A 25,219-nucleotide genomic window follows, 5' to 3' on the forward strand; every position below is an offset into this window, starting at 1 on the left:
CCCGCATCCACCGCTTAACCGCTGCCACATCTATCAACAGGCGGGGACAGACCGCCGTGCAAAGGAGTCCGGAGTATCCATGAAAATGAAACCCTACGTCCATCCTAAGCCGCTGTATCCGTACCGGGAATGGAGCCTGGAGGAAGAGCATTATACCGACGAGGACAATCAGCGGAGCGAAAGCGTATTTGCCATCGGTAACGGGTATATCGGGATGCGCGGCAATTTCGAGGAAGGTTACCACGGCAAGCTGGGCAAATCGGTCAACGGCAATTATCTGAACGGGTTTTACGACGCCGAACCGATCCATTATCCCGAGGGCGCGTACGGCTATCCGGATTGGAACCAGTCCATGCTGAACGTCACCGATGCCCGTAAAATCAGCTTGTCCGTCATGGGGCATGCCTTCCATTTGAATACCGGCACACTGCATCAGTATAAACGCTCGCTCGATATGCAAGGTGGCTTTCTGCGCCGCGAGATCGACTGGGAATCGCCGGGCGGACAACGCCTGCGCCTCCGGATCACCCGCCTGACGGCATTTGGCAACAAACATCTGGCGGCCATCCGTTATGAGGTGACGGCGCTGGGCTTTGCCGGCGAGGTCGTCATCGCTTCCGCGATGGACGGACGCATCGCCCGGCCGCCGGCGACGAACGACCCGCGGCTCGGGTCAGGGAGCGAGCTGCCCCATCTCCTGGCAGAGGACATGGCGCATGAGGACGGCTTCGCATGGATGCGGCAGCGGACCCGGAATACCCGGTTCGCGCTGCTGACGGGAATGAGCCATCAGCTCGTGTCCCCTGCCCGCGGCGAACAGGAATATGCTGCCGAAGGCGAGGCGTTGACCTGCCGGTTCCGCATCCACCTTAACGACGGCGAGACTGCCGTCCTGACGAAATACATCAGTTATCATACATCGAGGGATTACCCGGAGGAAGAGCTGCTGCCGCGGACGGAAACGCTGCTGCGCGAAGCGGCGGAAGCCGGCTTTGAGGCGCTACTGGCGGAGCAGCGGGCTTATCTGGATGATTTCTGGGCCCGGGCCGACGTCGAGATTACAGGCGACCCCTCCTTGCAGCAGGGTATCCGCTTCAATGCGTTCCAGCTACTGCAGTCGGTCGGCCGCGACGGCATGACCAACATCGGCGCCAAAGGACTGACCGGGGACGGGTATGAAGGCCACTATTTCTGGGATACGGAATTGTATATGCTGCCCTTCTTCACGTTCACCCGGCCAGATATCGCCCGGTCGCTGCTCGAGTTCCGCTACCGGACGCTTGGCCCGGCCCGCGAGCGCGCGGCGACGCTGTCGCAGCGCGGCGCGCTCTACCCGTGGCGGACGATCGACGGGCCGGAGAACTCCGCCTACTTCCCGGCCGGCACGGCACAGGCTCATATCAATGCAGACATTGCTTACGCCATCCGCCAATATGTACTGGCGACCGGCGATACCGGCTTTCTCGTTGCCCAAGGCGCGGAAATCCTGTTCGAGACGTCGCGGTTCTGGGCCGATCTCGGGTTCTTCAATCCGGAACGCGACGGTGCCTTCTGCATCCATGGGGTGACCGGACCGGACGAATATACGGCGATCGTGAACAATAATGCCTATACGAACCTGATGGTGCGCTGCCAGCTGGAGTACGCCGCCGAGACGGCCGACCTGCTCCGGGAATCCTATCCCGCAGATTATGCGAACCTTGCCCGGCGGATCGGCTTGAAGGACGAAGAGATTGAACTGTGGCGCAAGGCGGCGGCGCGCATGTTCATCCCCGTGGATGAACAGCGGGGCATCATCGCCCAGGATGATGCTTTCCTGCTCAAAAAACGCTGGGACTTCGATAACGTTCCCGCGGATAAGTATCCGCTCCTGCTGCATTTTCATCCGCTTGTCATCTACCGGCATCAGGTGCTGAAGCAGGCCGATGTCGTACTCGCCCTGTTCCTGCTCGGCGAATGGTTCACACCCGAGGAGAAACGGCGCAATTATCAGTATTATGAGCCGCTGACGACCCACGACTCTTCGTTATCGCCTTGTATCCACAGCATCATGTCGGCGGAGCTGGGCGATCTGGAGAGCGCCTACGGGTATTTCGACCGCACGGTCCGGATGGACCTGGACGACATCAACCGCAACGCTAAGGACGGGCTGCATACCGCAGCCATGGCCGGCTCGTGGATGTCGATCGTGAACGGCTTCGGCGGCCTGCGGCTGCATAGCGGCAAACTGTCGTTCCAGCCGCGTCTGCCGGAACGGTGGGACAGCTGCCGGTTCCGGATTGCCTTCCGCGGCGGTCTGCTGGAGGTCGGCATCTTCCGGAACAAGGTGCGTTATTCGCTCCTTGAAGGCGATTCCCTGGAGCTGCTGCATGCCGGCAAACCGCTGACGCTCGCTGCCGGCGAAACAACGGTGCTGGCGCTTTAGGCCACCAGCTTCATAAATAAAGGCGCGGCGCTTCCCTTCGGGAAGGCGCTGCGCCTTTTTCCGTAGCAGAACCGCTCACCATGGCCACGGATTCCCGTCCAGGTCTAAATAAGCCGGCTCATCGCCTATATATTGTTTATGCTTCAGGACCAGGCCGACCACTTTATAAGCGGATTCCTCAGGCGTTATAGGTGCCTCTGCATCCACCTCGCCATGCATGTAAGTTTGCAGCCAGCCGGGATGAAACACCATGACCTGTCCGCCCATATTTTTAATGTGGTTATGAATCAGGGAAGATTGCATATTTAGCGCCGCTTTGGACATGCAGTAGCCGTACATATTGATCCGCTGGTTGCGGCCGATGCTGCCTGCTTCGGAAGAAATATTGACGATCAGCTTCTGCCTGCCCATCATCAGGAGGCCCATCATGGCGTTGCTGACACGCAAAGCGCCCAGCGTGTTGACATTGTACACCTCCGCCATCGCATTCACGTCCATATCGACGAGCAGCGTCGCACAGTCCGACTTGTGCAGAATTCCCGCGTTGTTAATGACCAGATCGACATGCCCCGTGCTGCCGGCGATGCTCCGTACTGCCTGTTTCACACTTTCGCTGCTTCCGATATCCAGCGGGATAAGATGAAGGCGTTCCTCATAAGCCTCCTTAAGCGTTTGCAGCTGCAGAGACAACGCGTCATATTTTCCGGCAAATACCGTGTACTTGTTCTCCAGGAGAACGCGCGTCAGAAAAAAGCCCAGGCCACGGTCCGCACCGGTAACAACAGCAACCCTCTTCAAAACAAACACCTCCAACGCCGGCTTCAATTGTCAATTCCCTCTCACCTTAGCATGGCACCCCGTCATTTACAATGCGGCACATTGCAGGTTTTAGGTTCAACTACTTTTGTTTTAATTTTGAACTATGTTACAATCAAGGCTCACGGAATAATTTCTAGAAAGGGGATTCCCATGTCGATCAAACAACTTCATACGCTGGAGGAATTGGAGCAATACGTTCAGGCTCCGGGGAAAAAACTGCTGTTCAAGCACAGCACGACCTGCCCGATCAGCGCCAAAGCAAATACCGAGTTTCAGGCTTATGTTGAAGGTGCGGATACGCCGGCGGCAGTGGTGCTGGTCATTGAAGACCGGCCCGTATCCAATGAAATCGCCGAGCGCTTCGGCATCAAACACGAATCCCCGCAAATTTTCCTGCTGGAAGGCGGCGACGTCCGCTGGAACACCTCCCATTGGAAAATTACCCGGGAAGCCATCACGGAAGCCGTAAACGCATGAGCGAACCATGGATAGTATACTCTACCTCGGGCTGCAGCGACTGCAATCAGGTCAAGCAATGGCTGGCCGGGCAGGGTTTCGCCTTTGAAGTCCGCGACGTCATGAGCAGCGTTCAATATCAGGAGGAAGTGGAGAAGCTGGGGTTTATGGGCGTGCCGGTCACCGTATTTGGCGGCCGGGCCGTTAAGGGATTTGATCTTCCCGGACTTCAGGCTCTCGCGCAAACCGCCGGCTGCTAAAGTAAGGTTGGTAAGGCCGATAAGGATATTCCGCAGGCATAGGGCCTGCAGAATGTCCTTTTTTTGTGTTACCCTTCCATCGCGGAGGCTTCCGCCAGAAAAGATACATGGCCGCTGTGGGAGTAGACCACATGATCGGCCCCCAGGCTTTTGTAGACGAGCCGCGGGTTCAGCGAAGAGGTGACGACAACGATCGGCTGATCGGTCCAGGCCCGGCACATCTGGATATATCGGCAGGTTAACGCGAAGCTGCCCTCGAACAGGAATACTTTGGTGACCGCAAATTGCGGGCAAAACCATGTTTTTTGCCGGTGTGTATCCACCATAATTATCGTTTGGATGCCAAGCTGCTCGAACCGCTTTTTCTCGGCCGCGTTGTTGGCCAGACCGGCGATGCGGCAGCCCCTGACGCGGAGCAGGCGGACGAAGTCCTCTCCCGCTTTGGTTGGGGCGTTGATAAGCACATAATTTTCTTGCTCCGCCATGTTTTGATCTCCTTCCGCTGATTCGTCATGCCCGTGTTTTTCCGCAGGAGGACAGCAAAAAGACCACAAAGGATCTCCTCTGTGGCCGGCTGGCGCGCACATCGCACTTATCCTCTCTACAATACGCTTACGAGGTTAGCTGTCGGATTCGGGCGGTGAGAGTCGCCCTACCTGCGTCCTGGGCTTTGCGCCCAAGCCGCCGGATTCACCCCTAACCGGAGCCGCTGTAACAAAGAAAATCGGCTGCCGATCTTTGGTTCCCCCGTTTTCCGTTTGACGGAAATTAAGCGGATTACTATGAAATTTCGTTCAATTCGGTGTTATCATACTCTCCGCACTTCCGCTTGTAAACTGCCGTTAATTGCAAAATAACGCATATTCATCGCCTTTTCAACATCAGATAACCCTTAAAGCATCATTTATCTTACAAAAGCTTCTTCTTTCTCCTATTTTGCATCTTGCTATATTGATGGATTGAAAAACGGCGTGCGGAAGAGATAATAGGGTGAAAATCGGCGAAACAGTCTCCTTTCGTCACCGGCTTCCCACGGATGGACGCATTTCCCTGCAAATGGATTTCAGAGAATGCTTTTTCATTTTTACAAAACAGGAGCGGCGGAGTATGATTCGTGATATCAAAATCATGCTGTTCCCACACAGCACACGGAAGGAAATTGCCTTATGTCCGATACGCTCCCCATACGCCCCGCCGCCCGTTTTGCGGGCGGCAGCCCCGCAGCTAAAGCTGCTGCCGGTTCAGGAAACAGCGGCGCCCGCATATCGCCGGGGTTCGCCGACTTTGTCCGGCAGCACAGCGCCGAGGTGGCGCATCTCGCGCGCCTGCTGCTGCCCGCCGGCGTCTTGGCGGAGCCGGCTGCCGTGCAGGCCTTCCGCGCACTGCATGCGGAAGGCTCCGGCGGCGCGGACGCGGAGAGCATGCTCCGCGCCGCCTATGGGGCTTGCATCCGCGTCTGCCGGCGGATGTTGCCCGCAGCGGCATCGGTGGCGCCCGATGCCGCGTTCGAGACCCGGGTGATCCTAGCGCTGCGTTACGGCCTGCGGCTGCCGCCGGTCGACATCGCCCGGATCACCGGAAGCGCCCTGCCGCAGGTCAAAGCGCAGCTGCGGCAGGCGCGCGAAGCGCAGCTCGGGTGGACGGCCCGAGCGGACGGCCCTGCGGAGGAGCATAAAGGCTCCTCTTGCCAATAGCACCTCATCCTGCCTTGATTCTTTGCATTCAACATTGCAGAATACCTCGCAGGAATATGGCCTGCAGGCGAAATACCAAAAGGCGGTTCATCCAATTCCGGATGAACCGCCTTTTCTTTTACTCCGCTCCGCCAGCGGTATAACTTATGCCTTGCCGTTTTTCCCGCCTTTGGCGAACCGCCAGGCAGCCAGGCAGCAGCCCACAAGCCCCAGGCCGAGCAGAATCGTCTGCAGGGCGCCAAGCAGTTCCCGGCCTTCGGGGCGGATGATGCCGCTGATAATGATCAACACAATGGAAACCGCAAGAAATGCGGCGGATTTACCCTTTTTCATATGCTCACTCCTTGTCTTTACCATACACGAAATTGCCCCCCGCCGCCACCGGATACCTGTACAATGAGGAAGCGAGTAAAAGGATGGGAGCTGCTCGTGTCTATGCTTTTTATACTAAATAATGATAAGATGATGAAGCATCTATTTCAGATTAAGATAACAAGGTGGTTATATGAAAGGATCGCTCGGAGAGCTCGCCTCATCAAGGCAAAACAATTTTGACTTTATCCGCTTTGCAGCCGCGTCGCTTGTCATATTCTCGCATGCCTATCCATTGTCGGGCAGAAACGATTTTGAACCGCTCCTCGTGCTTACCGGCGGCATCCAATCCCTGGGCGGCATAGCTGTCGCAATCTTCTTCATCATTAGCGGTTATTTAATTACGCAAAGCTATGACCGTTCAGCTCATTTATTCAACTTCCTGGTGGCAAGAATACTGCGAATTCTCCCAGGCCTGATGTTCGTCCTGCTGCTTACCGTTTTTGTATTAGGCCCGCTAGTTACAGACCTGTCGTTAAACGATTACTTTTCAAATCCTGCAACCTTAGATTATTTGAAAAATATTATGCTGCATCCGATCCGGTTCTACTTGCCGGGCGTGTATGAGCACAACGTTTACCAAGGGGCCGTCAACGGTTCGCTGTGGACACTGGAGTTTGAAGCCTTTTGTTATTTGATCGTAGCCTGTCTGGGGATGCTTCGCCTGTTGAAGAAGCCTTTCATTCTCTTGTTTTTCCTGTTTGTTTTGGCCGTTCCCCATATTCCGTTCATCATCAATCAATATTACTATACTTCGCTCATAAGCTTGGAGCTCGTTAAATACTTTGCCGCTGGAATGATGCTGTACGCCTTCCGCAACCATATTCCGCATAACAAATATTTAGCGTGGTTCTCAGGCCTTATGCTCCTGGTCGGATTGATCGACACCGCGCATTTTAAATTATTTGTCGCTATTTTCGGTGCGTATCTGGTGATGTATCTGGCCTTTAAGCCGACAAAGAGTCTGTACCAGTTCTCCAAACGCGGTGATTTTTCCTACGGTATTTATATCTATGCTTTTCCCATTCAGCAGCTGGTGGCCATGTGGTTTGGCGATTCAATTACGCCGGCCAAAAGCTTCGTGTTCAGCTATCCGCTCACGCTGATCTGTGCGTATATCTCATGGCATTTGATCGAGAAGCATGCTTTGAAACTAAAGAAGTTCAAATTTCCGGGTTTACTCGCCAAACAGGCAAATCGAACCGCAAAAGACCTTTAAACTTATCAAAAAGCCTTGATCTGCCGGTGTTTCCGGGCGAATCAAGGCTTTTTGTTGCAATCCTATACTTTGAATTTCGAGACAAGCAGGGTCAGATTGTTGGCAATGGAGGCCAGTTGCTGCGAGGATGCTGCAATGGCTTCAATGGCTGCCAGCTGCTCTTCCGCTGCCGCTGAGGTCGTTTCCGCCCCTTCTGCCGTCTGTTTCGACATTCCCGCCAGCTCCGTTACCGTTGCCGATACTTCCTGAGTGCTGGCCGACATCTGTTCCGCTACCGCCGAGATCCCTTGAATCTGGTCCACGATATGGGAGGTGGATCGTTCAATGTTGCCGAAGCTGAGCGTTGCTTCTTCACTGATCCGCAGACCTTCGTTGACTTTGCTCCGGACTTCGCTGTTCATATACTTATCGGACTGCTCGATCAGCGACAGCATCCGTCCCAGGGTTTGGCCGATTTCCAAGGCCGTCTGCTTCGTCTGGTCGGACAACTTCCGAACCTCTCCCGCCACTACGGCAAATCCGCGTCCGTGTTCCCCGGCTCTTGCCGCTTCTATGGAAGCGTTCAGCGAGAGCAGATTGGTCTGGTTGGCGATGTCGGCGATCGCTTCGTTCATGGTGCCGGCATCTCCGGACAACCTGGAGAGCTCATCCATGAGCCCGCCCGCTTTGGCGACGGAGTCCAGAATCTGATCCATCTGCTGACGCACCCCGTGAATGGTCCGGCTGCCTTCGGCTACTTCCTGCTCTGTCTGGCTGGCAGCATCGACAATCACTCCCGCCGATTCGGCAATGGCCACTACGCCACGGGCCATTTCTTCCATCGAGCTCGCCGCTTCTCCCGAAGATTCCGCGCTGTTAATGGCGGCTTCAGCCGTCTCTTGGGTAGTCTCCGCCACATGTTTGACGGACTGGGCGGTCTGGTCGGTGCTTTCCCTGATGGCTTGGGAGAATTCATTCAGCATGGAAGTCGTCTCATAAATCTCCGAAACCACCTTCTGAACGGATTCCGCCATCTGATTGAAATCCTGTGCCAGCTCACCGAATTCATCCTTCGTATGAAGATGGACTCTTGCCGATAAATCGCCTTCGCTAATTTTACGCACCCCTGTTCTGAGCTTCGTCAGAGAATTCAGGAATACCCGTAGAATAATGAAGATCAGAAGTCCGGAGAACAGTACGGCAATTCCCATGACCCACAAGCTTTTATAGTAAATCGGCCGGGCGGCGTCTGTATATTCGCCCGTTCCAATCATTCCGTACATTTTCCACCCGGTCATCGGCTCGGTACTGCTGTAAATCTCCAACTCCATAGCGCCGTATTGCACAACCTTTGAAGAGACAGGAATATCTCCTTCAGGGGTTGTTCCATCGGGTGGCGTCTGTCCTTGCTGCGGCTCGGCCGATGGCTGTGCCGCCGAAGCATCCGCCAATCCGGGCTTTCCGGCAGGTGCCTGTTCAGCCGACTCTCCGGATGCAGAGTCCGTCGAGGCGATGGCTGTAAATTCATCCCCAAGTTTCATTCCGTAGACATCAAAAATCATCGCCGATGCGGCCACGATTTTGTTCGATTCATCCAGAATGATCAAGCTCCCGTTTTTCCCGATGGAAATGCCACGGAACGAATCCGCCAACCGGTCCAAATCAACATTTAAGGCGATGCTCCCTTTTCCGTCGGGCAGTGCTTTGGCAAGTGCGATGATCCATCTGCCCGTCTTGGCGTTCTGTATAGGCTCACCGATTTCGATTTTGGAGGTATCGGCCATCGAATGTTGATACCATAACTGCTTCCGCGGATCATAATCCGTAGCTTCTTCCTTCGGAGAGCTGACGAACTCCCCCGCTGCATTGCCGACGACCATGCTGCTGACTTCCGGATGTGAAGCGACAATCCGATCCAGGAAGGTTTGGGATTGCTCCGGGTTGGCCGCAGTATCGGAGGTGAACATTTGTGCATATTCGTCCAGGTTATTCATCACCGGCAGCATGTATTGCCCGATGTTCGTGCGGGTCAGCTCCATCGTGTTGATGCTGGACTCCCGGATTTGCGACCGGACTTCGCTCTTTGCGCTTTGATAAGAAGCGAAAGCGATTACAGCACTGGGGATCAGGAGAACGGCAAGAAAGGAAAGAACCAGCTTGCCTCTCATCGTCTTCCCTTCCCGGGCCGTATGCTTGCTCCACCGCTTCAGCTTGTTTGTTACTTTCGAGTGCAATTTTTCATGGGATTCAGGGGAATTACCTTCCATCTGGGAGCCTCCTACATAGATGTGTTTAATACTATATTTCGACATTATTCTCGCATTATTTAACACATAACGTCATATAATTTTATATTTCGACAATATTCATGAATTTTCAACAAATTCTCAACATACAAAAAACCGGCCATCGGGTGATGGCCGGTTAGTTTCGATGCCTTAAGGGCTCTGCAAATCGATCAGGTTCTCAAAATATCTCCAAGCAGCAGGTTCATCTCTTAAATCTTGTACGCCTTCATCGCCTTGCGGATTTCCGCAATGCTAGGACGTTTGCCGTACATCAACACGCCGGTACGGTAAATCTTGGCCGACAGCCATCCCATGAAGAAGGTGGTTGCCAACAGCAGCACCAGCGAAATCGCGATCTCCCACCCGGCCACTTCACCGATGCCAATGCGCAGCAGCAGGCTAAGCGGCGAGGTGAACGGCACATAACTGGCGACTTTGATCAATAGCGTATCCGGTGCCGACATGCTGAAGAGCGGAATATAGAAGGCTACGAAGCCGAGCATCATCACCGGCATGGCTGCCTGGCCAAGGTCCTCGGTCCGGCTAACGATCGAACCGACAGCCGCATAGAGCAGCGCATAGAGGAAGAAGCCGAGAATATAGAGCAGCAGGCCGTAGAACAGCAGGCTGGTATCGAGCTGGGACAGATCCAGATCAAAATCCGTAAGGACACCCGAGTTATGCGGCAGCGTCAGGTTCACCGCAATCGTCGCCACAAAAAGCGCGATTTGCAGAATGCCGACCAGGAACACGCCGATCACTTTGCCGAACATCTGGGTCAGCGGAGCGGCGCTTGTAATGAGGATCTCCATGATCCGCGAGCTTTTCTCGGAAGTAATCTCCGCGGCAATCATATTGCCGGTCATCATGATGGACATGAAGAACAGCATCAGCGCCACGTAGACCGCCACATAATTAATGGTCGGCGCCGAAGTATCAGCCTCTTCCTGCCCTGTACTGTCTCCGCTTACGTTTAATTGTTTTGTATCGATGGTAACCGGTCTGTACATTGCGGTGATCTGATCGGCACTGAGCTTGTCGCCGGCGATCAGCTGCGTGTTGACCTGCTGCAATGCGGTTTGCAGCAACGTTTTAACATTGTCCTTCAGGTCGCCTTTGCTCGAATGATAAGTGACGGAGGCCAGGCCTTCCTGGCCGTCAGCGGCAAAGGTGAGGTACCCTTTTACTTTTTCGTCATCCAAATCTTTCTTCAGCTGTGCATCTGTTTCGGAAGGATATACGGTGAACCCCAGCTTGGTCTCCTGATCCGCAGCAGGCGTATACGCTAGAAGCAGCTCCGCCGCGCGGTTGCCCGATTCCGTCACGATCCCGATCTGCACCTGGCCGCCGGTTTTATCCTCGCCCTGAAACTTATCGATGATATACGGAATGTTCATCCCGACGGAAATCAGAAGCACCAGAATCAGCGTCGTAATCAGGAAAGACTTCGTTCTCACTTTATTTTTGAAGGTAAAGCCAATAATCGTCCCCATCTTATTCATGAGATTCACCTACCGCTCTGATAAAGATTTGGTTTAACGTCGGTTCCTTGATTTCAAAATGCTCGACCTCGCCCTGCGCGATTGCCGCATGCAGAATCCGCTGCGCCGCAGCGAGCTCGGAGATGCGGATCAGATAGCCGCGTTCCAGCCGCTCCACTCCGGTTACCCCTGCGATGGCATCCAGCCCCGCCACTTCGCCGCCGGTTTGCAGCAGCACCTCTTCGCGCGGGTAGCCTTTCTTGATCTCGCGGATATCGCCCTGCACCACGGTATTGGAACGGTCAAGAATCGTAATGTTGCGGCACAGCTCCTCGACGTGCTCCATGCGGTGCGTCGAGAACAGGATGCTGGTGCCCTGGTCGCGCAGCTCGCGGACCGTATCCTTCAACAGCTCGACGTTGACCGGATCCAGGCCGCTGAACGCTTCATCCAGAATGAGCAGCTTCGGCTTATGCACGACGGCAGCAATAAAACCCATTTTTTGCTGATTCCCTTTGGAGAGCTCTTCGATCTTCTTGTTGTAGTATTCGGGAACCTCGAAGCGGTCCAGCCAGTACCGCAGACTCGCGTCCGCCTCGCCGGCCGGCATGCCGCGCAGCCGGGCCAGGTAAGTGATCTGGTCGCTTACCTTGACCTTCGGATAAAGCCCCCGCTCTTCCGGCAGATAGCCCATGAGCTGCTGCAGCTCGCTGTTGTAAGGCTTGCCGCTATACAGAATCCGTCCGCCGTCGGGATAAATCAGGCCGAGCACCATGCGCATTGTCGTGGTTTTGCCGGCGCCGTTGGCGCCCAGCAGCCCGTAAATCTCGCCTTCCTGCACGTTCAGGGTAATGCCGTTTACAGCGGTTTTTTCACCGTACTGCTTGACTACCTGTTCCAGCTTCAAAGCTTCCATTCCCTAGTCCCCTCTCTTCTGGTCCATCAGAATCGGTCCATGCCCTTTGGTCCACAAGCTTAGGATTTCATCCAACTCCAAGCTGCGGCTCTTGATTACTTTTACGCCCAAATCCTGCAGGCGTTTCTCCTTTTTATGAAAATCCTGGATAAGCAGCGATGCGGTATCCGCCGACTCCATGGCCACACGCTGCGCATCGGGGAATTCAGAGCGGAGCTCCTCCAGCTCCTCCGCGGATTCCGCGTTCACCCATATTTCGGTCCAGGTCCCGAACAAGCTGTCTTTCTCGGCCATGCCCAGCAGTTGCCCGCGGTGCATCAGCACGATGTAGTCCGCCAGCCGCCGCACTTCTTCGATGATATGCGAACTGATGATGATCGTCGTGCCCTCACGCTCCATGTGCTCCTGCAGACGGGCGATCATCGCCTTCCAGGCGAACGGATCGAGGCCCGAGGAGGGTTCATCCAGCAGCAGCAGCCGGGGGTGCGGGGCAAGCGCGGCGGCAATCTCGAATTTGCGGCGCTGGCCTTTGGACATTTTGGAGAGCCGCTGGTCCCGCGGAACCTCGAATTCCTCCATCAGCGCCTCGAAATAGTCGCCGTCCCAGTTCGGATACCACCCGCTCCGGAAACGCGCGGCTTCTTCCGCCGTCCACCAGTTCTCCTCCGCCAGCGGATGCTCCGCGACGTAGGCGATCTGCTGCCGCACTTCAAGCGGGAGCAGATCCGGATACCGCTGTTCAAACCAGCGGATCTCCCCTTCCTCGGGAAAAGCGAGCTGCAGGAGCATATGCAGCAGCGTGCTTTTACCGGAGCCGTTCTGCCCGACCAGTGCCGTCACATATCCCGCCGGAATGTCTAAGTTTAGCGGACCGATTGTTTGAGCCTTGCGCTTCTTGCATACGTTCCGCAGTTCAATGGCCTGCTGTGCCATGGGATGAACCCACCCTTCAGTTATTCTTTTTATATTTGCTCCGTACGATTTCGGTAAACAGCGCGATCAGCTCCTCTTCGCCGCACTGGACCGACAACCCGGCATCCACGGCGCTTTCCAGCGCCTTGCGCACCGTTTCCTGCTTGTAGGTCTCCATCGCCCCGTCACCGACATGCGAGACGAAGGTGCCCGTGCCCTGCCTCGTACGCAGCAAGCCTTCATTCTCCAAATCCTGATAAACCCGCCGCACCGTGATGACGCTGCATTTCAAATCCCCGGCGAATTCCCGGATCGAAGGCAGCAGCGTTCCTTCGGCGATGCTTCCCCCGATGATAAGCGAGCGGAGCTGGGTCTCAATCTGATGGTACAGCGGCTCAGGGCTGTTTTCGTTAATTTGTACCGGTATCCACATCGTTCACACCTGCCTTCCCTGTGGCCCGATCATACGAGATTGCGGCTCTTCAGCCGGCGGAGCGTCAGCTGCGAGAACAATTGAACCGATGCCGTGCCGGCGACCAGGCTTCCCCACATCAGCGGGGAGCGCAGCCCCCAATCCTTCGAAAATTCAATCAAGTACAAAAACAGATTGCCGTCCGACAGATGAATCAGCAGCGAAATGCCCAGCGCCAGCACGAAATTCAGCAAAAGCAGAAAAAAATAAACTTTTCCGCTGACCGTCAACTCGATGAAGATATACATGCCGCTGATTATCAGCCCCAGACCGATGGCGGTTAATGCAAAGACCGCAAATTCAAGTAATTGAACCTCGCTGCGGACGCTCCCGCTGACGGCATAGATCAGGCCGAAATACAGAATTCCGTTCTGGAAGAACGAGTAGGCCGCATGCAGCTTCCGCCGGCATAAGATCATTTCGTTGGACACCGGCAGGCAACGCATATAACCCAGCATCCGCGTATAGGAATCTTCATGAATGTACTTCATCGTGCGTTTGGAAAAAGTCATGCCCAGCATCGGCAGCATCATGAGCAGCATGAAATCCACCAGCATGCCTCCGCCTTCGCCCGATATAGTATCTTCGCCAATTACCGCGGTCAGCACGGCCATATAACCCATAAAGATGATGGCGAACAGCAGGCTTCTCAGCAGCTTCAAACGGTCGCCGTAAAATTCTCCCCGTACCAGCGCCCATGCTCCTTGAAACGTCGTCATTACATTCCCTCGCTTTTTCTGTGCATACTGTATATATTTATATACACAGTATATGACCTGAATTTTCCAGTGTCAACCCTATATTTAACAAATCAAAAAACCTGCGGGCTCCTCTCCATGCAGAAGAAGAATTCGCAGGTTTTTCTTTGGAACGGCTATGCGCCCAGAATGACTTCCCAGACCGGCTTCGTGTGCCCGCCCGGATAAAATATGTACAGCAGCACATAAACCACGACGCCCGTAATGGCGGTGATGAACCAGATGACGGCCGTCACCCGGCCCCATTTGCGGTGCTTCGCATATTTCGCCTTGAAGCCCAGGACCAGGGTGGTAATGCCGAAGACGGCAGCCACCGAAGCCAATACGATGTGGAATATCAGAAAAATTTGGTACAGCGTCGCCAGATTGTCCGGCCCGCCCCACTCGGTATTGCCGACAAACGCCGTGCGCGAAGCGTATACCAGAAAAAACAGAATGGCGGCAATGGCCGCGGCAATCATCGTTTTTTTATGCGCTTCCCGTTTGCCCTGAATGATGAGTCTCCAGCCGATCGCCACGAGTATCGCGCTGATCACGATAAAAGAGGTGCTGATCGTCGGAAACAACGTAAAAATATCCATGCTTATCCTCCTCGATGCTCACCGGGTATCCACTGGTGTTCCTTGAACCGGCAAGAGGGCAGCCATTGGCTCCTCCTCGTCAGGCCCGTTCTCTTTTTTATACCAATGATAGAACACATAAGCAAGCATGGAGGCAAAAATCCCTTCCTGGATGAACTTCATGGCGATGCCGCCGACCTGCTGATCGACCCTGGGCGACAGCCAGCCGAAATATGCCGGACCGCCGAATTGCTGCAATAACGCCGCCGGGCTGCCCGAAACGCAGTAGCCCATAGCCCGTGCCCAGGCCTGAGGATCGCTGTAGGTGGCATAAAGCGGAGAACCTGCGAAGATGATCAGTCCGCAGGCAGGCGTCAGGAGCACCATGTTCAGAAAAATATAGCCGATCCCGCCCGGCCCTTCCAGAGAACGCCTTTCGGGCAGCGGGTTGATCAAATTCCACCACATCAGCGCCGCCGCAAGGAACAGCAGGCCGTAATACAGGCGGTGTACGGCAAAATGCAGCATGACGTAATCATGCACCGCTGGAAGATGATACAGCGAGAAGAGGCCGTTGAACAGGGCGGCGGAAACGACGGGCCGCGCCAGAAACGAAAGCCCCCGCAACGGCCGGAGAAAGGCAAGCAATATTCGCCAGGCCCAATCGGGAATGCCCAGCATCATCAGTGGAATTGCCACCAGATACGACAGCGCCATACTGAGCATATGAAACGAGAAAAAAATATGCCCAAGCAGGCTGACCGGCCCTCCTTGAGCAAGATAAAGCATGGCGAGGCCGCCGAGGAACAGCGCCCGCCGCCAAAGCGGCACGGGAGCCGCCCGGAGGCGCTCCGCGGCCGGACCGATCAGCACGAGATATCCCGCCGCAGCCAGCAGCGCTGCCGCAAGCAGCAGCGGACTCCACATTTCGGCAAAGCTGAATGCTTGCAGCCCGGACATCGCTTCGGCCCCCTTCCTAATCCCACCATACCCAGTACAGCGCCATCACAATGCAGGTCCCGGCAATAAAGAAGCCACCCGACATAAACAGGATCGGAAGCAGATGTCCTTTATCCTTAAGATGCATCCAGAAGCCCATTTGCAGGATGACCTGCAGCACCGCCATCACCAGCAGAAGAATGACCGCAAACGCCGCATTGACGCCCCCGGCAGCGACCGCCGCAAAGGCGATTAACGTGAGCACCGCCGAAAAAACAAAAACCACGATGTGGCGCTGCGGCCCTTCCGGCCGGTGGCGGTGCCGTACGGCTCCCTCTTTTGCCTGCTCTTCCGTCGCCATCGTTACCCCACCTTTCCGAGCAAATACACGACTGTGAAGATAAAGACCCATACCACGTCGATAAAATGCCAGTACATCGCGGAGACGTACACTTTCGGCGCGGTTACCGTGTTTAGACCTTTGCGGACAAGCTGCGCGATCAGCAGCGAAATCCACAGAATCCCGAAGGCCACATGCGCCCCGTGGAATCCGACCAGCGTATAAAACGCCGAACTGAACGCGCTGGTAGTCATCCCGAATTCTTCATGCCGCACGTATTTGGTAAATTCGTAAATCTCCAGCCCGAGAAACCCGGCGCCGAGCAGAACGGTGATGCCCAGCCAGGTCCGCAGCCTACCCGGATGATTCCGGTGCATCGCCTGGATCGCGAAGACACTGGTCAGGCTGCTGACGAGCAGCAGGAAGGTAGCCCCGGCCACCAGCGGAAGCTCAAACAGCTCGGCTGCCGACGGCCCATCGTTCGTCTGATTGCGCAGCGCCAGGAAAGTGGCGAACAGCGTGCCGAAGAGCACAGCCTCCCCGCCGAGAAACAGCCAGAAGCCCAACACCTTGTTGCGGCCCTCCAGCGTTGCTTTTTCCGGTTCATGCGGCAGATTGCCCGCCGCTTCGGCATGTACCGTTGTCATCCCCGCTCACCGCCTTCCAGTTCCTCCGGCTCGATGTGCCAGCCGTGGTCGTCATACAAGGAACGCACCAGCATGCATCCGAACGTGATCGCAAGCCCCAGCGCCGTCACAATGTAGTTGTTGAACAGAAAGCCGAGCGCGGCGTTGGCATAATCATCCCGGCTGAACATAAACCCGAGCCCGGCAATAAAGATGCCGACGGACATCAGGAACGGCAGGATCGTTGCCGAAGGCATATGGATGGAACCGACCGGCTCGGCAGGCGTCATCTCTTTATGCCCGGCCAGCTTTTCCTTCCAGAACGCATCCAGCCCGCGTACGAGCGGGGTCTGCTTGAAATTGTACTCCGGCGGCGGCGAGGACATCGTCCACTCCAGCGTCCGCCCGTCCTCCCACGGATCGGCCGGCGCATCCGCCGGTTTTCGCGAGGTAAGCACGATATTGGTCAGGAAGATCAGCACCCCCACACCCATCAGTCCCGCACCGATCGTGCTAACAAAGTTCAAATCGTCGAAATCCTGATTCGGCAGATACGTAAAGACGCGGCGCTGCATGCCCATCAGTCCGAGGAAATGCTGGACGAAGAAGGTCAGGTGGAAGCCGATGATAAACGTCCAGAACGTCCATTTCCCCAAGCTTTCGTTCAGCATCCGGCCGAACATCTTCGGCCACCAGTAGTGCAGCCCGGCGAACAGGCCGGAGACGAGGCCGCCGACGATAACATAGTGGAAATGGGCCACGACGAAATACGTATCATGGAACTGGAAGTCCGCCGGCGCGGAAGCCAGCATGACGCCGGTGACGCCGCCCATCGTAAAGGTCGGGATAAACCCGACGGCAAACAGGTTCGGGCTAGTGAAGCGCACCGAGCCGCCCCACATCGTGAACAGCCAGTTGAAGATCTTGATGCCGGTCGGCACGGCGATCAGCATCGTCGACACCGAGAACAGGGCGTTGGCAACCGGGCCGAGGCCGGTGGTGAACATATGATGCGCCCAGACCATAAAGCCGAGGAAGGCGATCAGGATCGTCGCGAACACCATCGAGCTGTAGCCGAACAGCCGCTTGCGCGCGAATGTCGGAATAACCTCCGAAATGATGCCGAAGGCGGGAAGGATCAAGATGTACACTTCCGGATGGCCGAAAATCCAGAAGATATGCTGCCACAGCACGGGATTGCCCCCGGCTCCGACTTCAAAAAAGTTGGCGCCGATAATCCGGTCGAAAGTCAGCAGCACCAGGCCCACGGTAATCGCAGGAAAAGCAAACAGGATAATAGCGGAGGTAATAAACGTCGTCCAGGCGAACATCGGCATCCGCATGTAGGTCATGCCCGGCGCGCGCATCGTGATGATGGTGGCCAGAAAGTTGATGCCCCCGATCAGCGTGCCCAGCCCGGCAATCTGCAGGCCGATCGTATAAAAGTCGACGCCGTGCGTCGTACTGTAGGTCGTGGTGGAGAGCGGCGTATAAGCGGTCCAGCCGGCATCCGGCGCGCCGCCCATCAGCCAGCTGAGGTTCAGCAGCAGCCCCCCGAACAGAAACGTCCAGAATCCGAGCGCATTGAGGAATGGGAACGCGACGTCACGTGCCCCGATCTGCAGCGGAATGACCGCATTCATCAGGGCGAAGATGACGGGCATGACCCCGAGAAAAATCATCGTCGTCCCGTGCATCGTAATCAGTTCGTTGAACGTCTGGGCTTCCAGAAACGTATTCATCGGCTTGATCAGCTGGATGCGGATCAGAATTGCCTCCAGCCCGCCGATGCCGAAGAAAAACCCGCCGGCCCAGAGGTACAGTATGGCGATTTTTTTATGGTCGACCGTGGTGATCCAGTCCATTAGCCCGGTATGCCTCTTGACGCTGTGGCTTTGCCCGAGCGGATGGGCGGAAGGATGCAGGGATTGCGCTGTTTGAGCCAAGGTTCGTACCCCCTTTTCAAATATGCCGCTTCCTTGTATCGGACTTGTGTTAGTTCAGCTTGTAGCCGGCCAAGTATTCGGCGATTCCGTCGATCTCCTCTTCGCTGAGTCCAAGGCTCTTCGGATCCGGCATTTTATTCCCCGGCTTGACGCTTTGCGGATCATGCAGCCAGGTCTTCAGGTTGTCTTCGATCGGCGCTCCGTCCACCCCCGTATCGTCGTTCAGCAGGATGCCGGCAACCGATTCGCGGGAACCGATGCCCGTCAGATTCGGCCCAAGGATTCCGCCTTGGTCACCGACGGCATGGCAGCTCAGGCAGGCGGATTTGAACTTCTCGGCCACCTGCGGATCCTCCGGCATCACGGCCGGCGCTTTCATGGAATCGATCCAGGCGGTAAATTCGGCTTCGCTGACAGACTTCACCTTGAACTCCATCAGGCCGTGGGACGGCCCGCAAAGCTCGGCGCATTTGCCGCGGTAAACGCCTTCATTTGGCGCACTGAAGCTGAACCGGTTGACGGTTCCGTCGGGGTTGGTATCCATTTTCCCGGAAAGGGAAGGCACCCAGAAGGAGTGCAGCACATCGGCGGTGCCAAGCTCGAAGGCAATCGCCTTTCCGGCGGGAATCACCAGATCCTGCGCGGTCGTCACGCCGTAATCGGGATATTCGAACTCCCACCAGTATTGATGGCCGGTAACTTTGACTTTGATGGCGTTTTTGTCGGTTGAATGGTCGTTGCCTGCGGCAAATACCGCTTTGACGGTAGGCACGGCGAGCACGATGACGAGGATAAGGGGAATGACGGTCCACAGCACTTCCAGCTTGAAATTGCCTTCGATTTGTTTAGGAATTTCATCATGTCCGGGCTTACGGCGATAGCGGATCAGCACATATGCAGCAATGGAGAAGACGATGAGCAGTACGACGATCATAATAGCGATCGACAGCTTCATCAAATCGAATGAGGTTTCTGCCGCGGGTCCCTGCGGCCTGAGTACCGACAGGTCCTGCCGCCCGCATCCGGCGAGAAGGAGTCCAAACGTTGCGGTCATGGGAAGAAGCCGTTTGCCGGCTTGCCACGTTTTCATCATAGATCTACCCCGCTTTTCCCGTTTTCGTAGACTTGTTCACATTCCTGTCAATTATGATAATCACTACTAATATAAGTTTATGGGCAATTTTTGTCAATCGTTCACAACAAGTTCATAATTTCGCAAAGTCCCCAAAAAGCTTGTCCTGAAGCCATTTAAGAACGCTTCCAAATTTTTGTCCTGCCGCGTCCCTTCTATTAAAGCGCATACAAAACTATTTATTCCTTTAATTTCATTTGACATCTTCTATTAAACGATACCGGCCCTTCAAAGAGCGAAAAATGCGTACAAAAAAAACCGCTCCCTGCGGCAAATGCCGCGGGATTACGGTTTATGAGAAATCCTCATGGAGGCAATGTTTACAGAATGTAAGGCACAGGAACCCCTCTGCGTCCTGATGCTCTAGGAGACGGAAGAGTTGATTCTTCCCAGCTCATGCTCTACGACCATGGTCAGCTCCTCTTCGTAGCCTCCCGTGATCCGGTATTTCCGGACGTACTCTTTTACAAATTTCTTGGGATCTTTGGGCCGGAAAATTCGTGTCATTTCCCTTAAACTTTCCTTAACTTCGTTGTGACCTTTACTTGCCATGATCAGTTCCCTCCCAAAACATTGAAAATGAATGCTCCGTCGTAGAGAATGCATGATGAAAAGTCCAAGGCTAACGTTGAAAAATACTCGCGGTCCGCCTTCCTAAGCAGGTTCGTTGTGTATTGGGCTGAGACTAAGACTGCGCACCTCATAGGGCCGTCTAGACACTTTAGTTACCCGAAGAGCCGGTCTCTGAATCACTCCTTTCGGGCCTTATCGTATTATAATAGCATATTTCAGACCAACTTCCACCTATCCGTGTAAAATATGTTTGCGGATTTTATAAAAATATTGGTTAAGATAATATATCCGCCGCCGTGCGGTTTGATTCCGATAAACGCTGAAAGGGGCGAACCGCCGCGATGAACGGGCCGTTGCCGTTGCTGAATACACCGCTTCAATCCGTGCCGGCCGTGGAGCAGGCCGCACCTGAAGAGACCGGCACGTCCGGCCGTCTGCTGGAAGAAGCGCATCAGGCCGCGCTCCGCCAGTATCCGCGGATGCGCAGCATGCTCGTCTTCCGCAGCGGCCGGCTGATCTTTGAACGTTACTATGACGGAAGCCATGCCGGAACGCTGCACGACCTTCGTTCCGCCACCAAAAGCTTTGTCGGTCTCTTGATCGGCATTGCCCTTGGGCGCGGCGAACTCGCCGGACTGGACCTCCGCCTGACCGAAGGACTTGCCGCCCATGTGCCGCAAAGGCCGTCACCGGAGCTGGAGCAGCTGACACTTCGCCATCTGCTGTCGATGACCTCCGGCTTCCGCTGGATCACCGGCAAGAAGCTCGGCGAACCGCTCGTCCGCCAAATGCAGCGCAGCCGCCGCTGGGCCGCCTATGCTCTGGGCTTGCCGGTCGATCCGGAGCAGATCGGCAAATTTCAGTACCGCAGCAGCGACTCTCATCTCTTATCCGTTTTGCTCTCGGAAGCGACGGGCATGAATGCCTTCGCCTATGCCCAGGAGCATTTATTCGGACCATTGGATATCCGCCACCTGGCTTGGCATTCCTGCCCCGAAGGTCACACTATGGGGCATATTGGCCTTTATTTGACGGCGCGCGATTTCGGCAAGATCGGCCTCTGCCTGCTGGGCGGAGGGATGTTCGGCGGTCGGACCGTTCTGCCCGGTACGTGGCTGAACGAGGCGCTGGCGGCGCAAACCGCCGGGTATCCGGCTTACGGGGACTACGGCTACCAATTTTGGTGCGGCCGGATTTGCGGTAAGCCGTTTACGCTCGCCCACGGCCACGGCGGGCAGCAGCTGTGGCTGCTGCCGGACCAGGAGGCAGCTGTCGTCTTCACCGCGGACAGCGCGGTAAATCGCTGGAAGTCGCCGCGGCCGCTGCTGGAGCGATATATTCTACCCGCGCTGCAGGAAGGGACCCGTACATGAATTCCTCCAATCGCACATAGGCTCATAGTAAAGATGCGGAACCGGGAAAACCTGTTTCCCTTTCAAGGAGCGTGAGCCTGTTGTCCCCTTTCAGATCCTCTACCGGACTGCCCGACAATGTCGCAGCCGCCGTCTGTTATTTCTTCCCCTTTATCGGCGGAATCATCTTCCTCGCCCTGGAAAAACGCAGCCGTTTCGTGCTGTTCCATGCTATGCAATCGCTGATTGCCTTCGGCGCGCTGATCGTGATGCACGTAATCAGCGGATTCATCCCTCTGCTCGGCCCGCTGATCGCCGCGCTGCTGTCCTTATGCGCTTTGGCGGTCTGGCTGCTCATGATTTATCATTCGCTTGGCGGCCGGTGGTTCAAGCTCCCCTGGGCCGGTGACCTCGCGGAAAGCCAGCTCCGTCATTTATAACCAAAGCCCAGATTCGGGATTCCCTTTTCCCCTCCGACTCCTTACAATGAGTAAAGAACCAACAAGAATCTGCAAGCGGAGGAACATGAATGTATTTGTTGATTATAAATCCCCGCGCGGGCGGCGGCGCAGCGCAGCGGACCGCGCAAGCGGTCCGGGCTCAGCTGGATGCGCGGGGCATCCCGCATGAAGCTTTGTATACCCGGGATGCGGACAGCGCGGAGGCGCAAGTGTACGAGGCTTTGTCCGGCCGCGCCGGCTGGCAGGCGGCCGTCGTCATCGGCGGCGACGGCACGATCCACAGCGTGCTCGGCGCACTGCGGCGCACGAAGGTGCCGCTGGCGGTCATTCCCGCCGGCTCGGGCAACGATACGGCCCGCGGCTTCGGTATCCCGCTGGAGGCGGGCGAAGCAGTGGAAGCCCTGCTGCATGGCGGCGAGCTGGAAGCCGACTTGCTGGAAGGGCCCGGCGGGCTGACGCTGACCGCGGTTGCGAGCGGCTTTGATGCCCAGGTGGCCGTCAATGTAAACGCTTCGTTCTACAAGCGGGTATGCAATGCGCTCGGCGCGGGCCGGCTTGCTTACATCATCGGCGTACTGCATACGCTGCTCACGTTCAAAACTTGCAGCGTACGGGTGAGCGTAGACGACGAAACACGCGTCTTTGACCGCGCCTGGCTCGTCTCCACCTGCAACCTGCCGGGATACGGCGGCGGGCTGCGGATTTGCCCGCAGGCGGAGAGCGGCGACGGCCAGCTCGACGTGTGCGTCGTCCACGGGTGCAGCCGCTGGCAGGTGCTGCGGCTGTTCCCCACGCTGCTGACGGGCGCCCATGTGGGCCTGCCCGTCGTCACAATGCTGCGCGGACGCCGCGTCGCCGTCGACTTCGCGCAGCCGCGTCCGTGCATCGGCGACGGCGAGAGCCTCGGCGTCTCGCCGTTCGCCGTGCGCTGCGAGCCGGGCGCGCTGCGCGTGATGTCGCCGCGCGCGCTTCCGCAGCGGGCCGTGCAGCATCTGGCCTGATTCCGTGCGCCTGCGGATTAGTGGGAAATTGTCCCTTTATTCCGGCCATTTCCTGGCTTTATCGCTGTTTCGGCTAAATTTAGCGGAATGATTTCCCACTATTTCAACATCGAACAGCCTTCCAACAAAATAGTGGGACGATTCTCCGAAGCCATATACGCCCACAACAAAGAGCAGCCCCCGTAGTCCGGGGGCTGCTCTTTGTTGCTATCCGTTTATTTTGATTTCCAATATCCGCTCAACTGCAACGGCATGCGCCCGGTATTATCGTTCGAACAGGCGCCGCACCGTACAGCGATAGAATCGGCTCATCCCACCGTCATCAGGAACCGGCTGCCTCCGCCCCTTAAAACTGCCAGCAACAGGCAGTCCGGCATTTCGGCAAACCTCCGGCCAGCGATCCGCAATGGCTTACCCGGCAGCTTCTTCTCCGCCTTCTGCGAAAGCGATCACGCCATCTTCAAGCGAGGCGATGCGCACAAGCGATTCCACGCGGTAGCCGGCTTCCTTCAGCAGGCGGCTGCCCGGCTGGAATGCTTTTTCAATGACGATGCCGATGCCTGCGACGCTGGCCCCTGCCTGTTCGACGATGCGTGCCAAGCCGAAGGCTGCTTCCCCGTTGGCCAGAAAATCATCGACGATCAGCACGCGTTCGCCGGGCGCGATGAATTTTTTGGATACGGTGATGTCATTGCTTACTTGCTTGGTGAACGAGTAGACTTTCTCCACGTAAATGTCCTCGGTCAGCGTCAGCGACTTGTGCTTGCGGGCGAAGATCAGCGGCACCTCAAGCTCCAGCGCGGCCATAATGCCGGGGGCAATCCCGGACGACTCGATCGTCAGCACCTTGGTAATCCCTGATTCGGCGAACAGACGGGCAAATTCGCGCCCGACCTCACGCATCAAAAACGGGTCCATCTGGTGATTCAGGAAAGAATCGACCTTGAGCACGCCCTGACCGAGAACAATGCCTTCATCCAGTACTTTTTGTCTCAATAGCTCCATCCGTGCTCCCCCTTCTCGTATCGCTCCGGCCTCCCGGGCCCGGGCCTACAATCCCGACGGTTTCTGCGGCATCAGGTTGCCGACGATGGATTTCAGGTCGTGATCGTCTTTGCCGCCCTTGCCCCCGTTGTACCCGGTAATCCGGATCTCGGAATAGCCGTCAGCCGGATTCACCGGCTTGAACACCAGCTTTTCGCGGTCCTCCAGGCGGACATTGAACTTCATTTCTTTGAACATGTCGATCAGCTGCTGCTCTCCCGGCGTCTGTCCCTCATCCAGGAAAAGCAAACCGCGCAGCGATTTGTCGCCTTGCGGATGCTGCACATTAAAATGGACGATACATTCCACGCTTCTCACCTCCAACGCTTAGTCTGCCGCCAGACTGCCGGGGACCCCCGGCGCCTCTTCCCCTTCCGGCTCCGCCCCAGATTCGGGGCGCTCCGGAGGGCGGGATAAGTATTTCTCGTAAATTTTGTTGTACCGCGAGCCATACTTCCGGGTCAATTCGCTTCCCATATCCTCCTCCAGCTCGAACAGCACCATTTCCTGCATAAAATGGTTCAGCAGCATCTCCGTGAGTGCCGGATGCTCGGTAACCACCGCCTGTGCGGTGCCATCCCCGTAACGCATGCCGAGCATACACCAGCTGCGGTCGACCACGAATGAAAATTTCCGTCCGCCGGATTTGTGCGGCGCGCCGCCGGCCGGCGCCCAGGCCGGGAACGGCGCAACCTCAGCGTTGCCCCCGTTAAAAGACCACAGCAGCTTTACGCCCCGCTGTTCGGCCTGCTCCAGCTCTTTGCGCAGCAGCGACGCCTCTTCGCGCCATACGTCGACTACGATCTCACGCTTGGCGAGGCCAAGCTGGTGGACGAGCGCGCCGAGGATGTTGCGGTCGCCTTCCATATTGTAAAAAGAAGGCGTGACCGTCCCGCCGCGCGGCATCTCTTCCTCGACATAAGCAAGCGAGGCTTGCACCCTGCCGGAGATCATCGCGCCAAGCTCCTCCGGACCCAGCACGCTGTACCGTGCCGGCTCGCCTTCGCCGCAGCGGACATACCCCTGCTGGGTCAGCCGCTGGAGCGCCGCGTATACGTTCGATCTGGAGGCGCCGAGCTGCTTGGCAACCTCATAGCCGGAAGCCTGGCCTTTCGCCGCCAGCTCGACCATGATTTTCGCTTCCATCTCGGTAAATCCCAAATTGCGCAGATGCAGCAGCAGTTGTTCCATCTA

The 25,219-nt window shown here is 56.3% G+C and carries 27 protein-coding genes and 1 riboswitch; of the genes, 8 read left to right on the forward strand and 19 right to left on the reverse strand.

Annotated elements, in window-relative coordinates:
* Positions 1–79: 79 nt before the first annotated feature.
* Complete coding sequence (locus tag BMW84_RS22830) at positions 80–2,425, forward strand: glycoside hydrolase family 65 protein (RefSeq protein ID WP_091072502.1); 2,346 nt, start codon at positions 80–82, stop codon at positions 2,423–2,425.
* A gap of 75 nt (positions 2,426–2,500) precedes the next feature.
* Here BMW84_RS22830 and BMW84_RS22835 read toward each other — a convergent pair whose 3' ends face one another.
* Positions 2,501–3,223, reverse strand: coding sequence for an SDR family NAD(P)-dependent oxidoreductase (locus tag BMW84_RS22835; protein ID WP_091072635.1), 723 nt, complete (start codon positions 3,221–3,223; stop codon positions 2,501–2,503).
* A 171-nt stretch (positions 3,224–3,394) separates the two neighbouring features.
* On the opposite strand from BMW84_RS22835, the gene ytxJ reads away from it, so the two are divergent.
* Positions 3,395–3,721, forward strand: coding sequence for a bacillithiol system redox-active protein YtxJ (gene ytxJ, locus BMW84_RS22840; protein ID WP_091072505.1), 327 nt, complete (start codon positions 3,395–3,397; stop codon positions 3,719–3,721).
* A complete protein-coding gene (locus tag BMW84_RS22845; RefSeq protein WP_091072507.1) occupies positions 3,718–3,960 on the forward strand; it encodes a glutaredoxin family protein in 243 nt (80 codons plus the stop codon). The genes ytxJ and BMW84_RS22845 overlap by 4 nt, the downstream gene beginning before the upstream one ends.
* 68 nt (positions 3,961–4,028) lie before the next feature.
* Here the strand turns inward: BMW84_RS22845 and BMW84_RS22850 are convergent, their stop codons facing one another.
* Complete coding sequence (locus BMW84_RS22850; protein WP_091072508.1) at positions 4,029–4,445, reverse strand: hypothetical protein; 417 nt, start codon at positions 4,443–4,445, stop codon at positions 4,029–4,031.
* Between the two features lie 107 nt (positions 4,446–4,552).
* A riboswitch (cyclic di-AMP (ydaO/yuaA leader) is annotated at positions 4,553–4,745 on the reverse strand.
* 579 nt (positions 4,746–5,324) lie between these two features.
* On the opposite strand from BMW84_RS22850, the gene BMW84_RS24585 reads away from it, so the two are divergent.
* Positions 5,325–5,654, forward strand: coding sequence for a hypothetical protein (locus tag BMW84_RS24585; RefSeq protein WP_139209678.1), 330 nt, complete (start codon positions 5,325–5,327; stop codon positions 5,652–5,654).
* A 144-nt stretch (positions 5,655–5,798) separates the two neighbouring features.
* Here BMW84_RS24585 and BMW84_RS22860 read toward each other — a convergent pair whose 3' ends face one another.
* Positions 5,799–5,987, reverse strand: a complete 189-nt coding sequence (locus tag BMW84_RS22860; RefSeq protein WP_091072511.1) for a hypothetical protein — start codon at positions 5,985–5,987, stop codon at positions 5,799–5,801.
* 172 nt (positions 5,988–6,159) lie between these two features.
* On the opposite strand from BMW84_RS22860, the gene BMW84_RS22865 reads away from it, so the two are divergent.
* A complete protein-coding gene (locus BMW84_RS22865; RefSeq protein WP_091072514.1) occupies positions 6,160–7,245 on the forward strand; it encodes an acyltransferase family protein in 1,086 nt (361 codons plus the stop codon).
* A gap of 62 nt (positions 7,246–7,307) precedes the next feature.
* Here BMW84_RS22865 and BMW84_RS22870 read toward each other — a convergent pair whose 3' ends face one another.
* The 13 genes from BMW84_RS22870 to BMW84_RS22930 all read right to left on the reverse strand — a co-directional run bounded on the left by BMW84_RS22870 (position 7,308) and on the right by BMW84_RS22930 (position 20,146).
* Positions 7,308–9,491: a methyl-accepting chemotaxis protein gene (locus BMW84_RS22870; RefSeq protein WP_175499015.1), complete on the reverse strand. Its 2,184-nt coding sequence runs from the start codon at positions 9,489–9,491 to the stop codon at positions 7,308–7,310.
* Positions 9,492–9,721: 230 nt separating this feature from the next.
* Positions 9,722–11,014 (reverse strand): ABC transporter permease, encoded by a 1,293-nt coding sequence (locus BMW84_RS22875; protein ID WP_091072520.1) that lies wholly within the window; start codon positions 11,012–11,014, stop codon positions 9,722–9,724.
* Positions 11,007–11,909, reverse strand: coding sequence for an ABC transporter ATP-binding protein (locus BMW84_RS22880; protein ID WP_091072522.1), 903 nt, complete (start codon positions 11,907–11,909; stop codon positions 11,007–11,009). The genes BMW84_RS22875 and BMW84_RS22880 overlap by 8 nt, the downstream gene beginning before the upstream one ends.
* A gap of 3 nt (positions 11,910–11,912) precedes the next feature.
* The gene (locus BMW84_RS22885; RefSeq protein WP_091072524.1) at positions 11,913–12,842 is read right to left on the reverse strand and encodes an ATP-binding cassette domain-containing protein; all 930 of its coding nucleotides are present in this window, start codon (positions 12,840–12,842) and stop codon (positions 11,913–11,915) included.
* 16 nt (positions 12,843–12,858) lie between these two features.
* Positions 12,859–13,254 (reverse strand): GntR family transcriptional regulator, encoded by a 396-nt coding sequence (locus tag BMW84_RS22890; RefSeq protein WP_091072526.1) that lies wholly within the window; start codon positions 13,252–13,254, stop codon positions 12,859–12,861.
* A 29-nt stretch (positions 13,255–13,283) separates the two neighbouring features.
* Positions 13,284–14,012 (reverse strand): hypothetical protein, encoded by a 729-nt coding sequence (locus BMW84_RS22895; RefSeq protein ID WP_091072530.1) that lies wholly within the window; start codon positions 14,010–14,012, stop codon positions 13,284–13,286.
* Between the two features lie 155 nt (positions 14,013–14,167).
* Positions 14,168–14,632, reverse strand: coding sequence for a DUF420 domain-containing protein (locus tag BMW84_RS22900; RefSeq protein ID WP_091072531.1), 465 nt, complete (start codon positions 14,630–14,632; stop codon positions 14,168–14,170).
* A gap of 18 nt (positions 14,633–14,650) precedes the next feature.
* Positions 14,651–15,571 carry a cytochrome c oxidase assembly factor CtaG gene (gene ctaG / locus BMW84_RS22905; protein ID WP_091072534.1) on the reverse strand — a complete coding sequence of 307 codons (921 nt, stop codon included), beginning with the start codon at positions 15,569–15,571 and terminating at the stop codon, positions 14,651–14,653.
* A 16-nt stretch (positions 15,572–15,587) separates the two neighbouring features.
* Positions 15,588–15,911, reverse strand: a complete 324-nt coding sequence (locus BMW84_RS22910; RefSeq protein WP_091072536.1) for a cytochrome C oxidase subunit IV family protein — start codon at positions 15,909–15,911, stop codon at positions 15,588–15,590.
* Between the two features lie 2 nt (positions 15,912–15,913).
* Positions 15,914–16,537: a cytochrome (ubi)quinol oxidase subunit III gene (locus BMW84_RS22915; protein WP_091072539.1), complete on the reverse strand. Its 624-nt coding sequence runs from the start codon at positions 16,535–16,537 to the stop codon at positions 15,914–15,916.
* Positions 16,534–18,381, reverse strand: coding sequence for a cytochrome c oxidase subunit I (gene ctaD, locus BMW84_RS22920; RefSeq protein WP_091072542.1), 1,848 nt, complete (start codon positions 18,379–18,381; stop codon positions 16,534–16,536). Before ctaD ends, BMW84_RS22915 begins: the two co-directional genes overlap by 4 nt.
* Before the next feature lie 130 nt (positions 18,382–18,511).
* On the reverse strand, positions 18,512–19,555 hold the full coding sequence (gene coxB / locus BMW84_RS22925; protein WP_091072544.1) for a cytochrome c oxidase subunit II: 1,044 nt from the start codon (positions 19,553–19,555) through the stop codon (positions 18,512–18,514).
* Between the two features lie 402 nt (positions 19,556–19,957).
* The gene (locus tag BMW84_RS22930; protein ID WP_038585388.1) at positions 19,958–20,146 is read right to left on the reverse strand and encodes a hypothetical protein; all 189 of its coding nucleotides are present in this window, start codon (positions 20,144–20,146) and stop codon (positions 19,958–19,960) included.
* 362 nt (positions 20,147–20,508) lie between these two features.
* On the opposite strand from BMW84_RS22930, the gene BMW84_RS22935 reads away from it, so the two are divergent.
* From BMW84_RS22935 to BMW84_RS22945, 3 genes are all read left to right on the forward strand, one after another.
* A complete protein-coding gene (locus BMW84_RS22935; protein WP_091072547.1) occupies positions 20,509–21,540 on the forward strand; it encodes a serine hydrolase domain-containing protein in 1,032 nt (343 codons plus the stop codon).
* 80 nt (positions 21,541–21,620) lie between these two features.
* Complete coding sequence (locus BMW84_RS22940; RefSeq protein WP_091072550.1) at positions 21,621–21,959, forward strand: DUF4870 domain-containing protein; 339 nt, start codon at positions 21,621–21,623, stop codon at positions 21,957–21,959.
* A gap of 89 nt (positions 21,960–22,048) precedes the next feature.
* The gene (locus BMW84_RS22945) at positions 22,049–22,981 is read left to right on the forward strand and encodes a diacylglycerol/lipid kinase family protein (RefSeq protein ID WP_091072551.1); all 933 of its coding nucleotides are present in this window, start codon (positions 22,049–22,051) and stop codon (positions 22,979–22,981) included.
* A gap of 411 nt (positions 22,982–23,392) precedes the next feature.
* Here BMW84_RS22945 and BMW84_RS22950 read toward each other — a convergent pair whose 3' ends face one another.
* The 3 genes from BMW84_RS22950 to BMW84_RS22960 are packed head-to-tail and all read right to left on the reverse strand — an operon-like array spanning position 23,393 to position 25,216.
* Complete coding sequence (locus BMW84_RS22950; RefSeq protein WP_091072554.1) at positions 23,393–23,986, reverse strand: xanthine phosphoribosyltransferase; 594 nt, start codon at positions 23,984–23,986, stop codon at positions 23,393–23,395.
* A 45-nt stretch (positions 23,987–24,031) separates the two neighbouring features.
* Complete coding sequence (locus tag BMW84_RS22955) at positions 24,032–24,334, reverse strand: hypothetical protein (protein ID WP_091072555.1); 303 nt, start codon at positions 24,332–24,334, stop codon at positions 24,032–24,034.
* Positions 24,335–24,352: 18 nt separating this feature from the next.
* A complete protein-coding gene (locus tag BMW84_RS22960; RefSeq protein WP_091072558.1) occupies positions 24,353–25,216 on the reverse strand; it encodes a TrmB family transcriptional regulator in 864 nt (287 codons plus the stop codon).
* Between the last annotated feature and the right edge of the window lie 3 nt (positions 25,217–25,219).

The organism is Paenibacillus sp. NFR01, assembly GCF_900111565.1.
GTDB lineage: Bacteria > Bacillota > Bacilli > Paenibacillales > Paenibacillaceae > Paenibacillus_AQ.